Consider the following 15,610-nt stretch of genomic DNA (forward strand, 5'->3'; position numbering starts at 1 on the left):
CCCCCCCCCCCCCCCCCCCCCCCCCCCCCCCCCCCCCCCCCCCCCCCCCCCCCCCCCCCCCCCCCCCCCCCCCCCCCCCCCCCCCCCCCCCCCCCCCCCCCCCCCCCCCCCCCCCCCCCCCCCCGCCGGGAGAACTCCTCCGGAGCACGCGGCGCCGGGTCAGACCCGCTGGCGGTGGCCCGCGGCGAAGGAGCTCAGCGCCCCCGTGCGGGCCAGCGCACGCACCAGCAGGAGCCCGACGACGCCGGCGAGCAGCACGCTGGAGAGCACCGTGGCCAGGGTGTAGGGCAGCGTGAACACCCAGAACGGGTAGTCCGCCGACACCGGGTAGTAGAGCGTCAGGTCGAGGATCGACGTCGACAGCCCGGCGGTGATCGCGGCCAGGATCGCGGTGCCCCAGCCGAAGGTGCGGTAGCGGGTGAGCAGGAAGCCCAGCTCGGCGCCGAGGCCCTGCACCAGGCCGTAGACGATGATGATGCCGCCGTAGGGGGAGCCCAGGAGCAGGCTGACCGCGGCGGCCATGGTCGAGGCGAAGGTGGCGGCGCCAGGCTTGCGGACCAGCAGGCCGGCGACCACGCCCGGCATCAGGAAGACGCCGTTGAGCAGCCCCTTGATGGGCGGGAAGAAGTCCAGCGGCGTGGACGCCGCCTCGGCGAAGAGGTTCCACGCCCAGAAGACGGCGCCGAAGGCGACGCCCAGGACGGCGGTGACGATGATGTCGACGGTGCGCCACCGGACGGAACCGGGCTGCTGCCCGGTGGTCCCGGCGTGCGACGGATGGACGGCCGGTCGGGCCATGTCTCTTCCTCCAGACTCCCTGCGCCGGCATGACCCGGATCAGGTTCGAGGGTCTGCGGTGTCCCGCACTCTCAGCGCCGAAGCGCTCCCCTGCTGTGTGTTCGATTGTCGTGGACGAGCCTACGGCCAAATCTCCCGCGCCGGAGGCGGGGGTGGGTCCCCGATCACGCCGTGCTCGTCCTGAGCGCCTCCAGGTAGGTCCCGACGAGATCGGGCTCGCGCATGACCGGGCCCATCACCGCGACTCCCCGGGCTCCGGCGGCCAGGCAGCCCGGGACGCCCACCGGCTCGATGCCGCCGAGCGCGTAGACCGGTGGGGCGCCGCGGACGAGCGCGGCGAGCCCGTCCAGGCCCAGTGCGGGGCCGTAACCCGGCTTGGAGGCGGTGAGGAAGACCGGCGACACGAAGACGTGGTCGCAGCCCTCCGCTGCCGCCTGCGCGACCTCGGCCGCCGAGTGGCAGGAGCGCCCGACCACAGCGGGTCTCCGCTCGGGGAACGCGTCCCGGGCGGACAGGTGCACGGCCGCCTCGCCACCGCTGCCGTCGGCGCCCGACCACACCAGCACGCCGTCCACCGACGCCAGCACGTTCCGCAGGTCGGCGGCGAGCGCGACGCGCTCGCGCAGCGGTAGGTCCTTCTCCCGCAGCACGACCGCCCGCGCCCCGGCCGCCACGGCCCTGGCCACCGTGCCGGTGAGGTCCCCGCGGCACTGCGTGCGGTCGGTGAGCACCAGCAGCCGGGGGAGCGACCGGGGCCCCGAGCCGATCACAGGTCGGGCAGGCCCTGCATCGGGGTCGACGCCTCGGCGTGCCAGCGCCGGGGGATGCGCCCGGCACCCGCGGCCAGCCGGCCCGCCTCCACGGCCTGCCGCATGGCCAGCGCCATCCGTTCAGGAGCACGGGCGCGGGTCACCGCGGAGGCCAGCAGCACCGCGTCGCAGCCGAGCTCCATGGCGAGCGCGGCGTCCGACGCGGTGCCGATCCCCGCGTCGAGGACGACGGGCACGGACACCGCCGCGCGCAGCAGGGCGATGTTGTGCGGATTCCGGATCCCGAGCCCGCTGCCGATGGGTGAGCCCAGCGGCATGACGGCGGCGCAGCCGGCGTCGGCCAGCCGGCGACCCAGGATCGGGTCGTCGTTGGTGTAGGCCAGCACGGTGAAGCCCTCGGTGACCAGCTGCTCGGCGGCGTCGAGCAGCTCCACGCCGTCGGGCAGCAGGGTGTGTTCGTCGCCGATCACCTCGAGCTTGACCCAGGAGGTGCCGAAGGCCTCCCGGGCGAGCCGGGCGGTCAGCACGGCCTCGCGGGCGGTGTGGCAGCCGGCGGTGTTGGGCAGCAGCCGCACGCCGCAGCGCTCCAGGACCTCGAGCATCGCCCCGCTGGAGGAGGCCTCCACCCGGCGCAGCGCGACGGTGACCAGCTGGGTGCCCGACGCCCGGATCGCCCTCTCCAGGCTCTCCAGGCTGGGCGCACCGCCGGTCCCGAGCAGCAGCCGGGACGTGAACGTCTCCCCGGCCAGCGCGAAGGGGTCGGTGGCCTCCTCGCGGCCCAGCGCGGGCGCCAGGTCGGCCGTGTCCGGGGCCGGAGTGGTGGGATCGGTCGTGGGCACGGTCAGCCTCCTGCGGTCGGGGCGAGCACCTCGAGTGCGTCGCCTGCCGAGAGCCGGGTGTCCGCCCAGCTGCTGCGCGGGACGACGTCGCCGTTGAGCGCCACGGCGACGCGGTCGTGCCCGCCGCTGCGCTGGGCGACGAGCTCGGCAACGGTCGCCTGGTCGGCGACATCGGCGGCGGCGCCGTTCACGGTCACCTGCATGGGTCATCGACTCCCGGACGATTCGGTGGTGGGGCGTTCGGTCGGAAAGCGGTCGGCGGTGAAGGGGGCAGCGAGGTCCGGCAGCCGGCCACGTGCCAGGTACTCGGCGAGGACCTCGCCGGTGACCGGGGCGAGCAGCACGCCGTTGCGGTGATGCCCCGCCGCCAGCGCCAGCCCGGGCAGTGCGGAGGGGCCGAGCAGCGGCGCGTTGTCCGCCGTGCCGGGTCGCCAGCGGGCGAGCGTCTCGACGAGTTCCAGCTCGCTCACGCCGGGGACGACGTCGATGGCGTCGTGCAGCAGTTCGTGCACGCCGCCGGCGGTGACGGTGGCGTCGAAGCCCCGGTCCTCGACGGTCGCCCCGACGATCAGCCGGTCACCGGCGTAGGGGACGAGGTAGACGTGTCGTCCACGGACGAGGGCGCGCACGGTGCCGTCGAGCAGCCCGGTGGCTCCCGCGAGCCGCAGGATCTGGCCCTTGACCGGGCGGACCGGCAGCGGTGGCACGCCGGGCAGCCCGCCGCTGCACGCACCGAGCGCGAGCACGACAGTCCCGGCGGAAAGCAGCTCGCCGTCGGTCAGTCGCAACCCCGCGGCGTGGCCGCCGTCGACGTGCACGCCGGCGACCCGCGCGCGCACCAGCCGGACGCCGGTGGCCTGCGCCGCGGCCAGCAGCGCCGCATGCAGCGCCCGGCCGTCCACCGAGTGGTCGCCGGGCACCAGCAGCCCGCCACGCACCCGCGGGGTGAGCGCCGGCTCCCGTCGCCGGGCGGCCCGCCCGGTCAGCCGTTCGGCCGCCAACCCCAGCTCCTGCTGGAAGGCGTGCAGCGCATCGAGCGCACGCATGTCGTCGTCGTCGAACCCGACGGCCAGGGTGCCGGCGGTGCGCAGCCCGACCGGGAGACCGCCGGCGCGCTCCACCTCGGCGGCGAAACCGGGCCAGGCCCGCAGCGAGGCGAGCGAGAGCCGCAGCAGCGACTCCTCGCCGTACCCCGCCTCGGTGACGGGGGCGAGCATTCCCGCGGCGGCCCAGGAGGCACCGGCGCCGGGGGCGTCGTCGACGACGGTGACGCTCAGCCCCCGCTGCGCCGCCCGCCAGGCCACCGACAGCCCGATGAGCCCGCCACCGGCGACGGCCACGTCGATCACGGCCGGTCGCCGGTGGAACCGGTCCGCGCACGGGCCGCGGCCAGCGCACGGAGCAGCTCGGTGGTCGCGGCGCCCGGATCGGGCGCGGCGGAGACCGCGCCCACCACGGCGACCCCGGCGGCGCCGGCGGCGACGAGGTCGGCGACGCGCTCGGCGGTGACCCCGCCGATGGCGATGACCGGGACGTCGACGGCCTCGGCGACGGCTCGGATGCCCGCCGGGCCCAGGGCGTCGGGCAGCCCCGTCTTGGTCGTCGTCGGCCAGGACGGGCCCACGCCCAGGTAGTCCGCCCCCTCGGCCACGAGCTGCCTGGCCCGCTCGGGATCCCGCGCGGTGCCGCCGATCAGGTGTCCCGGACCCGCGACCCGGCGGACCGCCGCGACCGGCAGGTCCGTGGCCCCCAGGTGGGTGCCGGCCGCGCCGACGGCGAGCGCGACGTCCACCCGGTCGTTGACCAGGCAGGTGACGCCGGCAGGAGCGCACAACGCCAGCACCTCGGCGGCGAAGTCGTACAGCACCCGGTCGGTGCAGTCCTTGGCCCGCACCTGGACGACGGGGGCGCCGGCGGCGACCGCGGCGGTCACCGCCACGAGGGCCGCGCGGCCGCCACGGGCGTCGGTGAGGACGTGCAGGCCGCCCAGGGGGCGGGTCACGCGGCCCCCGCCCCGCGGCGGTGCCGGACGACGCCGGGCGCGGTGACCACCAGCGTGAGGACCGCGGCCACGGCGAGGCTGATCAGGGAGGCCGACCACCCGTTGGCCGGGTCGATGCCCAGGTCGGCCTGCCGCTCGGTCCACCACGTCGTCCAGGCCGCACCCGGACCGGCGAAGAAGGTGGGCAGCGTCAGCTGGTACGCCACGAAGCCGGCCGCCCAGGGCAGCAACAGCGCCGGGCGGGCGCGCGCGGTGTCGGACACGTCCCACGCCCCCCGGGGCAGCAGGTAGTACGCGACCACGAAGACGCCGATGAGGGGGACGAACACGGCACCGATGAGGAAGAGGAACGGCTCGTAGGCGGCGAGGTCGAAGGCGAGGGCGAGGGTCGTGGCCACCACGCCGACGCCCACGGCGAGCACGCGGCGGTCGAGCCGGGCGACCACGTTCTGCGCCGACACCGCGGTCGAGTAGACGTTGGCGAACGCCTCGTCCACCTCCACCACCAGCAGCACCAGCACGGCGACCAGCCCGAGCGGGACGGCGAGCATCGCATCGATGACGTCGAGGCCGCCACGGCCGTAGGCGGCCAGCGCGATCACCCCGAGGCTGAACATGGCCACGGTCGCCAGGCCGTAGCCGGAGGCCGTCCCGACGAAGGCGGTCCGGCCGCGGCGGACGTGCCGGGTGTAGTCGGCCGCCAGCGGGAACCACGAGATCGGCAGCGCGATGACGATGTCGGTCGCCGTCCAGAAGGACGTCGCGCCGCCCTCGGTGACCGGCGGCAGCGGCTCGGACAGGACCTGGACGAAGAGGTAGCCGATCGCGGCGAGCGCCGCCCAGACGGCGTAGCGCGCGAGGACCCGCACCACGCCGAGGGGACGCAGCGCCATCAGGGTGGCGAAGGCGCCGGCGGCGAGCGCGAACGGCCAGCGCGGTGCGTCGAGGGCGCGGGCGGCGGCCTCGGCGATGATCAGGATCTCGAAGGCGGCCCAGCCGACGCACTGGACGAGGTTGAACCCGGTCGGCAGGAACGAGGTCCGCCGGCCCAGCAGACCGCGGAGCAGGACCATCGCCGGCACGCCCTCGCGGGCCCCGGCGGCGGCGCCCAGCCCGAGCAGCACGGAGCCGATCGCGGCGCCGACGACGATGGCGCCGATCGTGTGCCACAGCGGCCGGTCGGCGAGGACCACGAAGGTGGCCGCGACGGGCAGCAGCAGGCTGATGCCCAGGCTGGCCCAGAGGCCGGCGGTCTCCCGCAGGCCGAGGCTCCGCGGCGGCGGCTCGGACAGGGTGAGCGGTGCGTCCCCGGACGCACCGGAAGGGTGGACGGTGGCGGATGTGTTCACGAGACGCTCCCTACGCCGGCATTACCCGGTCAGGTTCCAGCGGTCGGCGGCGCGTCAGCCGCCCTCTCAGCCCGGTCGATCCGAGCTCCCGCATCACGGTCTGGGCCGTGACGCCGCCACCCTAGGCCCTCTCTCCTACAGTCGGCGCCCATGTGGGTCTCCGAGCTGCCCGTCCGCCATGCACAGGCCTGGGAACGGGCCACCCGGCATCCCTTCCTCGACGCCGTGCGGGACGGCACGATCGCGCCGTCGGCGTTCGACACGTGGCTGGTGCAGGACGCACGCTTCGTCGCCGACCTGCTGCGCTTCCAGGCGCGCCTGATCCCCCGGGCGCCCCGGCGGGCGCAGGAGGTGCTCGCCCGCGGCGCGCTGGCACTGGTCCAGGAACTGGACTGGTTCGAGGAGCAGGCCGCCACCCGGGGGCTGGATCTCTCCGCGCCCGCGCTCCCGGTCACCGCCGCCTACGCGGAGCTGCTGGAGCGGCTCGACGGCGCCGATGTCCGGGCCGCGCTGACCGCCTTGTGGACGATCGAGCGCACCTACCTCGATGCCTGGTCGGCGGCCCTGCCGGGCGCGCCGGCCTACCGCGACTTCGTCGAGCACTGGACCGGTCCCGACTTCGGCAGCTATGTGCGGAGCCTGGCCGCGGCGGCCGACGCCGCCGGCGGGGGCGACGAGGCCGTCTTCTGCGAGGTCGTCAGCGCGGAGATCGCGTTCTGGGACATGGCGGTGGCAGCAGGGTGACCCTGTCCCACGATCTCTGGACGGCCGAGACCGATCTCGCGACCGCGGCGCTGGAGCACCCCTTCGTGCAGGGCATCTCCGACGGCACGCTTCCGCGGGAGCGGTTCGCCGGGTACGTCGCTCAGGACGCCTTCTTCCTCGAGTCGTTCGCCCGGGCCTACGGCCTCGGGGTGGCGCACAGCCCCGACCGGGCGACCCTGGACGCCTTCGCCGACCTGCTCGCCGGCGTGCGCGAGGAGCTGCGCCTGCACGCCGGTTATGCGGACCGGTGGGGGATCGACCTGGCCGCCGTCGAGCCGTGGCCCGCCACGTCGGCGTACACGGACTTCCTGTTGGCCACGGCGTCCCTCGGTGGGGCGGGGCTCACCTGCGCCGCGATGACCCCGTGCATGCGGCTCTACGCGCACCTGGGGCAGTCGCTCGCCGCCGACCGCGCCCCGGCCGGCGAGTACGCCGAGTGGGTCGCCACCTACGCCGACCCGTCGTTCGAGCAGCTGGCGGCGACCCTGGAGAGCCTGCTCGACGCCGTGGCCACCGACGACCCGGCCGTGCGCACCGCCTATCGCCGGGCCATGCGGCTGGAACTGGGGTTCTTCGACGCGGCCTGGCGTACGACCTAGCGGGTCCTGGCGCCGGTCAGCCGAGCAGGCCGAGGAGCAGATGGGCGTTGAGCCCGATGATCAGCACGGCGATCACGCTGCCGGCGACCGTGGTGATCCGGCGGTTGACCCAGCCGGCCATCAGGTCGCGGCGGCTGGTCAGCCACAGCAGCGGGACCAGCGCGAACGGGATGCCGAAGGACAGCACCACCTGCGACCACACCAGGGCGGTGGTGGGGTCGCCGCCGAGCACGAGCACCGCCAGCGCCGGTGCGAGGGTGATCAGCCGGCGGGTGAGCACCGGGATGTGCTTGCGCAGGAACCCGGCCATGACCACCTGACCGGCGTGCGTGCCGACCGAGGACGAGGCGAACCCGGAGGCCAGCAGCGCGAGGGCGAAGGCCAGCGCCGCGCCGGTGCCCAGCTGGTCGCCCAGGCCGGCGTGCACGCCCTCGAGGGTGTCGGCGCCGCTGCCGCTGGTGAACAGCTGCGCGGCGATGATCAGCATCGCGGCGTTGACCAGCCCGGCCAGGCCCATCGCCAGCAGCACGTCCAGCCGCTGGGCCCGCAGCAGCCGCCGCCGTCCCTGGTGGGTGCGGCCGGCGGTGACCGTGTCGCCGTACCGGCCGGGCGTGAGCGCGGAGTGGACGTAGATGACGTGCGGCATGACCGTGGCGCCGAGGATGCCGGTGGCCAGCACGATGCTGTCGGCGCCCTCGAACGAGGGCACCATCCCGCTGGCCACGCCGCCCATGTCGACGCCGGCGCCGATCAGCGTGTAGCCGAAGCCCAGGCCGACGACCAGCAGCAGCCCGGTGATGACCCGCTCGAAGGGCCGGTGCCCGCGGGACTGGGCCGCCAGCAGGATGAAGGCGACGACCGCGGTGATCAGCCCACCGATCGGCAGCGGCACCCCGAACAGCAGGTTCAGGGCGACCGCGCCGCCGACGATCTCGGCGAGGTCCGTGGCGATGGCCACGGCCTCCGCCTGCAGCCAGAGCCCCCAGGTGACCGGCCGGGGGAGGCGCTCGCGGCAGAGCGTGGCCAGGTCGCGGCCGGTGGCCAGCCCCAGCTTCGCCGTCAGCGACTGGATCAGCATCGCCATGAGGTTGGCCGCGACGATGACCCACAGCAGCGTGTACCCGAACGCCGCGCCACCGGAGAAGTTGGTCGCGAAGTTGCCCGGGTCGACGTAGGCGACGGCGGCGACGAACGCCGGGCCCAGCATCGACCACAGCCGGCGCCGGCCCGGTGCGGGCGGCGCGGGGCGGGCGGGCGCCCCGAGCGTGGTCGGCAGGACGGCGGCCTCGGTCTTCGACAGGTACACGGGCGGCCTCCGGGCGGTCCAGGACTGGGCGGTCGCTCCTGTCCTGCCCGAGCGGGGTGTCACGCCGGGGCCGACCCGTGGCCCCCGGGGGCCAAGGTCAGCCTGGCCTTGCCCGCGCCTCGGCCCCGCGCACCAGGGCGTCGATGCGCCGGGCGTGCGCGCCGCGCCAGTACACCCGGCCGCAGGCGGTGCACCGCGCGAACTCGTCGTAGCTGCGCCGCGTGCCCGGCTCGAGCAGGTCGGCGACCTCGGCCTTCGGCACCGGCTGGACGCCGCCGCCGCAGGCGGGGCACCGGGTCAACGGCGCCAGGGCCGGCGCGAAGCGGTCCAGGACGTCGGCGAGCTGGGCCCCGGTGCCCGAGCCGCGGACGAGGGCCCCGTGCCGCACGGCCGCGCGCATGAGCAGCCCGCGGTCCTGGGTGAGCAGCACCCGTTCCTCCGCGACGGCCCGGGCGACGAGGTCGGCGTCCTCGGCCCGGTTCGACCAGGCCGCGTCCAGCCCGAGCAGCCGCAGCCGGCGGGCCAGTGCGCCGAGGCCGACGTCCAGCAGGTAGCCGCCCGGCGGCGCGGCCTGCGGGCGGGAGCGCTCCCCGATCGCGACGGTGCTGCCCGGCCGGGCACGGGCGGCGGAGGGCGCCGGCTCCCCGTCCAGCCGCAGGGAGCCGACCTCGGTCGGCGGCACGCCCGCCGCGCGCACCAGGTGGCCCAGCGTCGCGTCGGGATCGAACCGCAGCCGCCGGACGCCGCCGGCGCGGTCCCGCGCCGGCAGGAGGAACCGCAGCGCGGGTGGGACCGCGACGGCGACGTCCTCGGCCATGCCGGGGCCCTACCCGGCGGATCCGTCGCGTGACACGTGCTCGCCGGTCTCCAGGAGTGGGCCGCGGCCGTCCTGGGCACGGACCCGCCGTCCGCCGTCCCCGTTCCGTGGAGATCCCGTGCCCGACACCGCCGTCCGTCCCCTCGCCCTCGTCACCGGTGCCTCCAGCGGCATCGGGCTGGAGCTGGCCAAGCAGTTCGCCGAGCACGGCTACGACCTGATCGTCGCCGCGGAGGACACCGAGCTGGAGGCGGCGACCCTGCAGCTGCGCCAGCGCGGCGCCGCCGTCTCCCCGGTGCGCGCCGACCTCACCCGCCGCGAGGAGGTCGAGAAGCTGGTGGCCGCCGTGCGCGGTGCCGGCCGCCCCCTCGACGCGGCCGCCCTCAACGCCGGCGTCGGCGTCGGCGGCCGGTTCGTCGAGACCGACCTGGAGGCGGAGCTGGAGCTGGTGGCGCTCAACTGCGTCTCGACGATGCACCTCGCCAAGCGGGTGGCCCAGGACATGGTGGTCCGGAACGAGGGGCGGATCCTCTTCACCTCGTCGGTCGCGTCCCAGGCGCCCCAGCCCTTCCAGGCGGTCTACGGGGCGTCGAAGGCGTTCGTCCAGTCGCTGGCGCTGGCGCTGCGCGAGGAGCTCGCCGACACCGACGTCACGGTCACGGCCATGCTGCCCGGCCCCACCGACACCGAGTTCTTCGACCGCGGCGACCTCACCGACACCAAGCTCGGCGCCTCGGACAAGAAGGACGACCCGGCGCAGGTGGCGGAGCAGGGCTTCCGGGCCCTGATGAAGGGCGAGGCCACCGTGTTCGCCGGGTCCCTGGCCAGCAAGGCCATGGGGCGCATGTCGGCGCTGACCCCCGACACGGTCGCCGCGAAGACGATGAAGCCGATGGCCGCCCCGGGCTCCGCCGACGGGTGAGCGGTCGGGCCGGACGGGCCGCCGTGGGCCCGGCCGGGGACGGGGTCAGCACCCGCAGCTGGTCCCCGGGGCCGGGGCGGTGAGCGGGTCGACGGCGTCCCGGCGCACCCCGGCCGGGCGCACCACGGGAAGGCCCTCCCGGGCCCAGTACTCGAAGCCGCCGATCATCTCCCGCACCCGGTGGCCGAGCAGCGCCAGCCGCAGGGCCGCGCGGGTCGCACCGTTGCACCCGGGGCCCCAGCAGTAGGTCACCACCGGCACCGCGGGATCCAGCTCGGTGGGGGCCCGGTCGGGGATCTCGGCGCCCGGCAGGTGCACCGCCCCGGGCACGTGCCCCTGCTCCCACGCCGCCCTGCTGCGGCTGTCGAGCAGGACGAAGCCCGGCCGGCCGGACTCCAGGGCGGCGTGCACGTCGCTGACGTCGGTCTCCACGGCCAGCCGGGAGGCGAAGTGGGCGGCGGCCGCGGCGGGCTCGGTGCTCCAGTCCATCACCGGCCCGACGCTAGGGACCCCGTCCGGGGCCGACGAGGCCCGCGGCTGCCGATCGTCGCAGCGGAGCTGCCGTCGTCAGAGCGGAACGGCCAGGCCCTCCGGCGCCGGCCGGGCCAGCGCGGTGGCGACGTCGGCCCGCATCGGCGCGAGCCCCGCGCCGGCCAGGACGACGTCGCGGGTGAAGGTGTGCCAGCGGTGCGCCGAGCGCAGCATGCTGTGCCCGCCCGCGAGGGTGAACCGGGCCACCCGGGCGCCGGCGCGCTGGGCCCGCACGGCGAAGTCGGCGGAGAGCTGCGCGGGCACCCAGCGGTCGCCGCGACCGTGCAGGATGGCCACGGTCCGGTCCCGCAGGTGCTCCACCGGCTCGCCGGGCGGCGTCCACGGCGCGAGGGCGCACACCGCCGTGACGCCGTCGTGCCCGCCGGCCCGCAGCGCCGCCCGGCCGCCCATCGAGTGGCCGACGAGCACCACCGGCAGGTCGCCGTGCTCGGCGCGGATCCGGTCCAGGGCCCAGCGCACATCGGCGTAGGCGTCGGCGGCGGCACCGTTCCAGCCGGCCACCCGGTAGCGCAGCAGGCCGGTGGTCAGCCCCTGATCCGCGGCGGCCGAGGACACGAACTGCTCGATCGCCCGCATCCGCACCAGCGAGAGGGCCCGCTCCTTGGGCGGCTCCACGCTGGCGACCGTCCCGCCGTGGCAGAACAGCGCGACCGCGCGGGCCCCGGTGGTCGCCGGCCGGGTCTCGAGGACCGGCTGGGTCACGCCCGGCGGGACCGGCGGGACCGGCGGCCGCCGCCCAGGCTCGCCCGGGCGCGATCGCCGAGGTCACCGGCCTTGAGGAGGGCGTTGCTGACCGTGGACGGGCCGCGGCGCTGCTCGAGCGCCCGCCCGAGCCGGCGCACCACGCCGGTGGCCAGGGGGACGACGACGGTCAGGATCAGCCACATGCGCAGCCGGCGGGTGAGGAAGAGCCACATGGGGTGCACTTTGCCCCGCCGTCGTCCCCGGGAACCGCCGGGTCAGTCGGCCAGCTTGACGACCATCTTCCCGGTGTTCCCGCCACGGAGGAGGTCGAGGAAGGTCTCCACCGCGTCGTCCAGCCCCTCGCGGACGGTCTCGCGGACGACGAGCTTCCCCGAGGTGAGCAGCCCGCCCACCTTCTCGGCGAACTCGTCCCGCATGTCCGCGTGGTCCCCGACGATGAACCCGCGCAGGCTGAGCTTCTTCGTCACGAGCATGAACATGTTGCGGGGCCCCGGCTGCGGCTCGACGGCGTTGTAGCCCGAGATGGCCCCGCACAGCGCGGCCCGGCCGAACTCGTTGAACGCGCCGATGGCCGCCTCGAGGTGCTCGCCCCCGACGTTGTCGAAGAAGACGTCGATGCCGCCGGGCGCCGCCGCCGCGAGCTGCTCCCGGACCGGCCCGTCGTGGTAGTCGAAGGCCGCGGTGAACCCGAGCTCCTCGGTCAGCCAGCGCACCTTCTCCGGCGTGCCCGCGCTGCCGATGACCGCGGAGGCGCCGAACAGCTTCGCGAACTGGCCGACCAGGCTGCCGACCGCGCCGGCGGCACCGGAGACGAAGACGGCGTCGCCCTCCTGGAAGGCGGCCAGCCGGAACAGCCCCGCCCAGGCGGTGAGGCCGGGCATGCCGAGGACGCCCAGGTGGTAGCTGGGCGGGATGCCCGGCAGCTCGGGCAGCACGCGGACGTGCGCGGCGTCGAGCACGGCGACGTCCCGCCAGGCGGCGTCGGCGAGGACGAGGGCCCCCTCGGGCACGTCGGGGGAGCGGGAGGCGACCACCCGGCCGACCGCCCCGCCCTTCATCGTCTCGCCGACCTCCCAGCTGGCCGCGTAGGACTTCTCCGCGTTCATGCGGCCGCGCATGTACGGGTCGACGCTCATCACCAGCATCCGGACGACGACCTGGCCGTCGGCCGGATCGGGCCGCTCCAGCTCGACCAGGCGGAAGTCGTCGGGGGTCGGCTCGCCGTGCGGACGGGCCGCCAGCTGCCATTCACGCGTCGTCACGGGCACGTCCGCGATCCTGCCCCGTGCAGGTCAGGGCCGCAGCGCCCGGTCCGGTGGCGCGCGGTCGGGTTGCGGCCCGGGCCTACGCTCGAGGCATGTTGTTCTCCCGGATCAAGACGCAGCCCGTCCCGGCCGAGGACGCGCTGCCCGGCCGTCCCGACCCGCTGCCGCACGTGCCCGAGGTGCACGCGATCAACGGCAACCGCATCCAGCCGCCCTTCCCCGACGGCATGCAGACCGCGGTCTTCGGCGCCGGGTGCTTCTGGGGCGTGGAGAAGGTGTTCTGGGAGCTCCCGGGTGTCTACTCGACCGCGGCGGGCTACGCCGGCGGGCACACGCCGAACCCCACGTACGACGAGGTCTGCTCGGCGCGGACCGGGCACACCGAGGTCGTGCTCGTGGTCTTCGATCCCGCCGTGACCTCCTACGAGCAGCTGCTCAAGGCGTTCTGGGAGGACCACGACCCGACGCAGGGCATGCGGCAGGGCAACGACATCGGCACCCAGTACCGCTCGGCGATCTACTTCTCCTCGCCGGAGCAGGAGAAGGCCGCGCTGGCCACCCGCGAGGCCTACCAGGAGCGGCTGAAGGCGGCCGGCTACGGCGAGATCACCACCGAGATCGCACCGCTGGGGAAGTTCTTCTACGCGGAGGACTACCACCAGCAGTACCTCTACAAGGTCCCCAACGGTTACTGCCCGGTGCACTCGACCGGCGTCTCCTGCCCGGTGGGCCTGCCCGGCGTCTGACCCGCTCCCCCCGGGCATAGGAGGCAATGCCTACGGTTCAGGCCCCGAAACCGTAGGCATAGGTTCCTATGCCTGGAACGGAGAGGTCGCATCATGGACATCCTGCGGACGCCCGACGAGCGGTTCACCGACCTGCCCGACTTCCCGTTCGAGCCCCGCTACGTCGAGGTGGACGACGGCGAGGGCGGGCGGCTGCGGATCGCCTACCTGGACGAGGGCCCCGCGGACGGCGAGACGGTGCTGCTCCTGCACGGCGAGCCGTCCTGGTCGTTCCTCTACCGCCGGATGATCCCGGTGCTGGTCGACGCCGGCCTGCGCGTCGTCGTCCCCGACCTGGTCGGGTTCGGCCGGTCGGACAAGCCGGTCGACCGCACGGCGTACACCTACGCCCGCCACGTGGCGTGGATGCGGCAGGCGCTGCTGGACGAGCTGGACCTGCGCGACGTCACGCTGGTCTGCCAGGACTGGGGCGGGCTGATCGGGCTGCGGCTGGTCGCGGAGAACCCCGACCGGTTCGCCCGGGTCGTGGTGGCCAACACCGGCCTGCCGACCGGCGACCAGAAGATGAGCGAGGCGTTCCTCGCCTGGCAGCGGTTCTCCCAGGAGAGCCCGGAGTTCCACATCGGCCGGATCGTCGGCAACGGCACCGTCGGCGGGCTCGCGCCCGAGGTCGTCGCCGCCTACGACGCGCCGTTCCCGGACGACCGGTACACCGCCGGGGCCCGGCAGTTCCCCGCCCTGGTGCCGACGTCGCCCGACGACCCGGCGGCCGCCGCGAACCGGGCGGCCTGGGAGGTGCTGACCCGCTGGGAGAAGCCCTTCCTGACGGCGTTCTCCGACGGCGACCCGATCACCGGCGGGGGCGAGCGGGTGTTCCAGAAGCTCGTGCCTGGCGCCCGGGACATGGCGCACACGACGCTGCCCGGCGGCGGGCACTTCCTCCAGGAGGACGTCGGCCCCGAGCTCGCCCGGGTGGTCGCCGACCTCGTCGCCGCCACCCCCCGGTCCTGACGGTGGACGTGCCCGTCTCCGCGGCCGACGTGCTCGGGGCGCTGCGGCGGGAACCGGACGTCGAAGCGCCCGACCTGGTCGCCGTCGACGCGACCGACCGGCTGCTGCTCGACACCGCGGCCGAGCTCGTCGCCGGCTGCGACGGCGCCGAGGTCGCCGTCGTCGACGACTCCTACGGGGCGCTGGCCCTGGGGCTGGCCGCCCGGCACGGGCTCACCGGCGTGCGGGTGAGCCAGGACCTGCTGGTGGGGGAGCGGGCGCTGGCCGCGAACGCCGAGCGGGTCGGCCTGCCGGGCAGCTCCCGATCGCTGCCGCTGGGCTCGGAGCTGGCCGCCGGTGCCCGGGTGGTGCTGGTCAAGGCGCCCAAGGCGCTGGACGCGCTGCGGGAGATCGCCGAGGTCGTCGCCGCCTCCGCGGCCCCCGACGTCACCGTCCTGGTGGGCGGCCGCGTGAAGTACATGACGCACGCGATGAACGACGTCCTGGGGGCCTCGTTCGGCGAGGTGTCGGCGACGCTGGCCCGGCAGAAGTCGCGGGTCCTCGTCGCCCGCGGGCCACGGCCCGGGTCGTCGTCGTTCCCCCGGCGGCAGGTGCACCCCGACCTGGGGCTGACCGTCTGCGCCCACGGCGCCGCCTTCGCCGGCACGAAGATCGACATCGGCACCCGGGCGCTGCTGCGCGCACTGCCGGATACGACCATCGACGCCCGGACCGCTCTCGACCTCGGTTGCGGCACCGGCGTGCTGGCCGCCTGGCTGGCGCGCAGCCGGCCGGAGCTGCGGGTGCTGGCGGTGGACCAGTCCGGAGCGGCGGTCGCCTCCGCCGCGGCGACCGCCGCCGCCAACGGGGTCGGCGACCGGGTGACGGCCTTCCGGGACGACGCCGCGGCCACGGTGCCCGACCGCAGCGTCGACCTCGTCGTCTGCAACCCGCCGTTCCACGTCGGCGCCGCGGTCGTGACCACGGCCGCCGACCGGCTCTTCGCGGCGGCCGCCCGGGTGCTGCGACCCGGGGGCGAGCTGTGGACCGTCTACAACTCCGCGCTGCGCTACCGGCCGGTGCTGAACCGCGTGGTCGGGCCGACGCGGACGGCCGGGCAGGACCCCAAGTTCACGGTGACGGTGTCCCGCCGCCGCTGACCCGCCACGGCTCCCCCGCCCCGAA

At 75.6% G+C, this 15,610-nt stretch carries 19 protein-coding genes and 2 riboswitches; of the genes, 6 read left to right on the forward strand and 13 right to left on the reverse strand.

Going from position 1 to position 15,610, the window contains the following annotated elements; translation table 11 throughout:
• Positions 1–159 precede the first annotated feature (159 nt).
• From ACI79T_RS16270 to ACI79T_RS16300, 7 genes are all read right to left on the reverse strand, one after another.
• The gene (locus ACI79T_RS16270) at positions 160–798 is read right to left on the reverse strand and encodes an ECF transporter S component (RefSeq protein ID WP_456611122.1); all 639 of its coding nucleotides are present in this window, start codon (positions 796–798) and stop codon (positions 160–162) included.
• Positions 797–900, reverse strand: a riboswitch (TPP riboswitch). It overlaps the preceding gene by 2 nt.
• Positions 901–962: 62 nt before the next feature.
• Positions 963–1,568, reverse strand: a complete 606-nt coding sequence (locus tag ACI79T_RS16275) for a thiamine phosphate synthase (RefSeq protein ID WP_456611123.1) — start codon at positions 1,566–1,568, stop codon at positions 963–965.
• Positions 1,565–2,407: a thiazole synthase gene (locus ACI79T_RS16280; RefSeq protein WP_456611124.1), complete on the reverse strand. Its 843-nt coding sequence runs from the start codon at positions 2,405–2,407 to the stop codon at positions 1,565–1,567. The genes ACI79T_RS16275 and ACI79T_RS16280 overlap by 4 nt, the downstream gene beginning before the upstream one ends.
• A gap of 2 nt (positions 2,408–2,409) precedes the next feature.
• Positions 2,410–2,610 (reverse strand): sulfur carrier protein ThiS, encoded by a 201-nt coding sequence (gene thiS / locus ACI79T_RS16285; protein ID WP_456611125.1) that lies wholly within the window; start codon positions 2,608–2,610, stop codon positions 2,410–2,412.
• A 3-nt stretch (positions 2,611–2,613) separates the two neighbouring features.
• Positions 2,614–3,756 (reverse strand): glycine oxidase ThiO, encoded by a 1,143-nt coding sequence (gene thiO / locus ACI79T_RS16290; protein ID WP_456611126.1) that lies wholly within the window; start codon positions 3,754–3,756, stop codon positions 2,614–2,616.
• Positions 3,753–4,409 (reverse strand): thiamine phosphate synthase, encoded by a 657-nt coding sequence (thiE, locus tag ACI79T_RS16295; protein WP_456611127.1) that lies wholly within the window; start codon positions 4,407–4,409, stop codon positions 3,753–3,755. Before thiE ends, thiO begins: the two co-directional genes overlap by 4 nt.
• Positions 4,406–5,758 carry a purine-cytosine permease family protein gene (locus ACI79T_RS16300; protein WP_456611128.1) on the reverse strand — a complete coding sequence of 451 codons (1,353 nt, stop codon included), beginning with the start codon at positions 5,756–5,758 and terminating at the stop codon, positions 4,406–4,408. Before ACI79T_RS16300 ends, thiE begins: the two co-directional genes overlap by 4 nt.
• A riboswitch (TPP riboswitch) is annotated at positions 5,749–5,860 on the reverse strand. (Overlaps the previous gene by 10 nt.)
• Before the next feature lie 48 nt (positions 5,861–5,908).
• Between ACI79T_RS16300 and ACI79T_RS16305 the strand changes: the two genes are divergently transcribed.
• The gene (locus ACI79T_RS16305; RefSeq protein ID WP_456611129.1) at positions 5,909–6,502 is read left to right on the forward strand and encodes a thiaminase II/PqqC family protein; all 594 of its coding nucleotides are present in this window, start codon (positions 5,909–5,911) and stop codon (positions 6,500–6,502) included.
• A complete protein-coding gene (locus tag ACI79T_RS16310) occupies positions 6,499–7,122 on the forward strand; it encodes a TenA family protein (protein ID WP_456611130.1) in 624 nt (207 codons plus the stop codon). The genes ACI79T_RS16305 and ACI79T_RS16310 overlap by 4 nt, the downstream gene beginning before the upstream one ends.
• A 16-nt stretch (positions 7,123–7,138) precedes the next feature.
• Here the strand turns inward: ACI79T_RS16310 and ACI79T_RS16315 are convergent, their stop codons facing one another.
• The gene (locus tag ACI79T_RS16315) at positions 7,139–8,428 is read right to left on the reverse strand and encodes an Nramp family divalent metal transporter (protein WP_456611131.1); all 1,290 of its coding nucleotides are present in this window, start codon (positions 8,426–8,428) and stop codon (positions 7,139–7,141) included.
• Positions 8,429–8,525: 97 nt separating this feature from the next.
• The gene (locus tag ACI79T_RS16320) at positions 8,526–9,245 is read right to left on the reverse strand and encodes a Mut7-C RNAse domain-containing protein (RefSeq protein ID WP_456611132.1); all 720 of its coding nucleotides are present in this window, start codon (positions 9,243–9,245) and stop codon (positions 8,526–8,528) included.
• Between the two features lie 118 nt (positions 9,246–9,363).
• Between ACI79T_RS16320 and ACI79T_RS16325 the strand changes: the two genes are divergently transcribed.
• On the forward strand, positions 9,364–10,167 hold the full coding sequence (locus tag ACI79T_RS16325) for an SDR family NAD(P)-dependent oxidoreductase (protein ID WP_456611133.1): 804 nt from the start codon (positions 9,364–9,366) through the stop codon (positions 10,165–10,167).
• Between the two features lie 45 nt (positions 10,168–10,212).
• On the opposite strand, the gene ACI79T_RS16330 is transcribed toward ACI79T_RS16325, so the two are convergent.
• From ACI79T_RS16330 to ACI79T_RS16345, 4 genes are all read right to left on the reverse strand, one after another.
• On the reverse strand, positions 10,213–10,656 hold the full coding sequence (locus ACI79T_RS16330) for a rhodanese-like domain-containing protein (RefSeq protein WP_456611205.1): 444 nt from the start codon (positions 10,654–10,656) through the stop codon (positions 10,213–10,215).
• A 78-nt stretch (positions 10,657–10,734) separates the two neighbouring features.
• Entirely contained in the window at positions 10,735–11,421 is a 687-nt protein-coding gene (locus ACI79T_RS16335) for an alpha/beta fold hydrolase (protein ID WP_456611134.1), read from the reverse strand.
• Positions 11,418–11,636 (reverse strand): hypothetical protein, encoded by a 219-nt coding sequence (locus ACI79T_RS16340; RefSeq protein WP_456611135.1) that lies wholly within the window; start codon positions 11,634–11,636, stop codon positions 11,418–11,420. Before ACI79T_RS16340 ends, ACI79T_RS16335 begins: the two co-directional genes overlap by 4 nt.
• 42 nt (positions 11,637–11,678) lie before the next feature.
• A complete protein-coding gene (locus tag ACI79T_RS16345) occupies positions 11,679–12,686 on the reverse strand; it encodes an NADP-dependent oxidoreductase (protein WP_456611136.1) in 1,008 nt (335 codons plus the stop codon).
• Positions 12,687–12,781: 95 nt separating this feature from the next.
• Between ACI79T_RS16345 and msrA the strand changes: the two genes are divergently transcribed.
• The 3 genes from msrA to ACI79T_RS16360 all read left to right on the forward strand — a co-directional run bounded on the left by msrA (position 12,782) and on the right by ACI79T_RS16360 (position 15,585).
• On the forward strand, positions 12,782–13,435 hold the full coding sequence (gene msrA, locus ACI79T_RS16350; RefSeq protein WP_456611137.1) for a peptide-methionine (S)-S-oxide reductase MsrA: 654 nt from the start codon (positions 12,782–12,784) through the stop codon (positions 13,433–13,435).
• Positions 13,436–13,528: 93 nt separating this feature from the next.
• Positions 13,529–14,446 carry a haloalkane dehalogenase gene (locus tag ACI79T_RS16355; protein WP_456611138.1) on the forward strand — a complete coding sequence of 306 codons (918 nt, stop codon included), beginning with the start codon at positions 13,529–13,531 and terminating at the stop codon, positions 14,444–14,446.
• Positions 14,447–14,454: 8 nt separating this feature from the next.
• Positions 14,455–15,585: a class I SAM-dependent methyltransferase gene (locus ACI79T_RS16360; RefSeq protein WP_456611139.1), complete on the forward strand. Its 1,131-nt coding sequence runs from the start codon at positions 14,455–14,457 to the stop codon at positions 15,583–15,585.
• The last annotated feature ends 25 nt before the right edge of the window (positions 15,586–15,610 follow it).

The sequence above is a fragment of the Blastococcus sp. SYSU DS0619 genome, assembly GCF_054051035.1.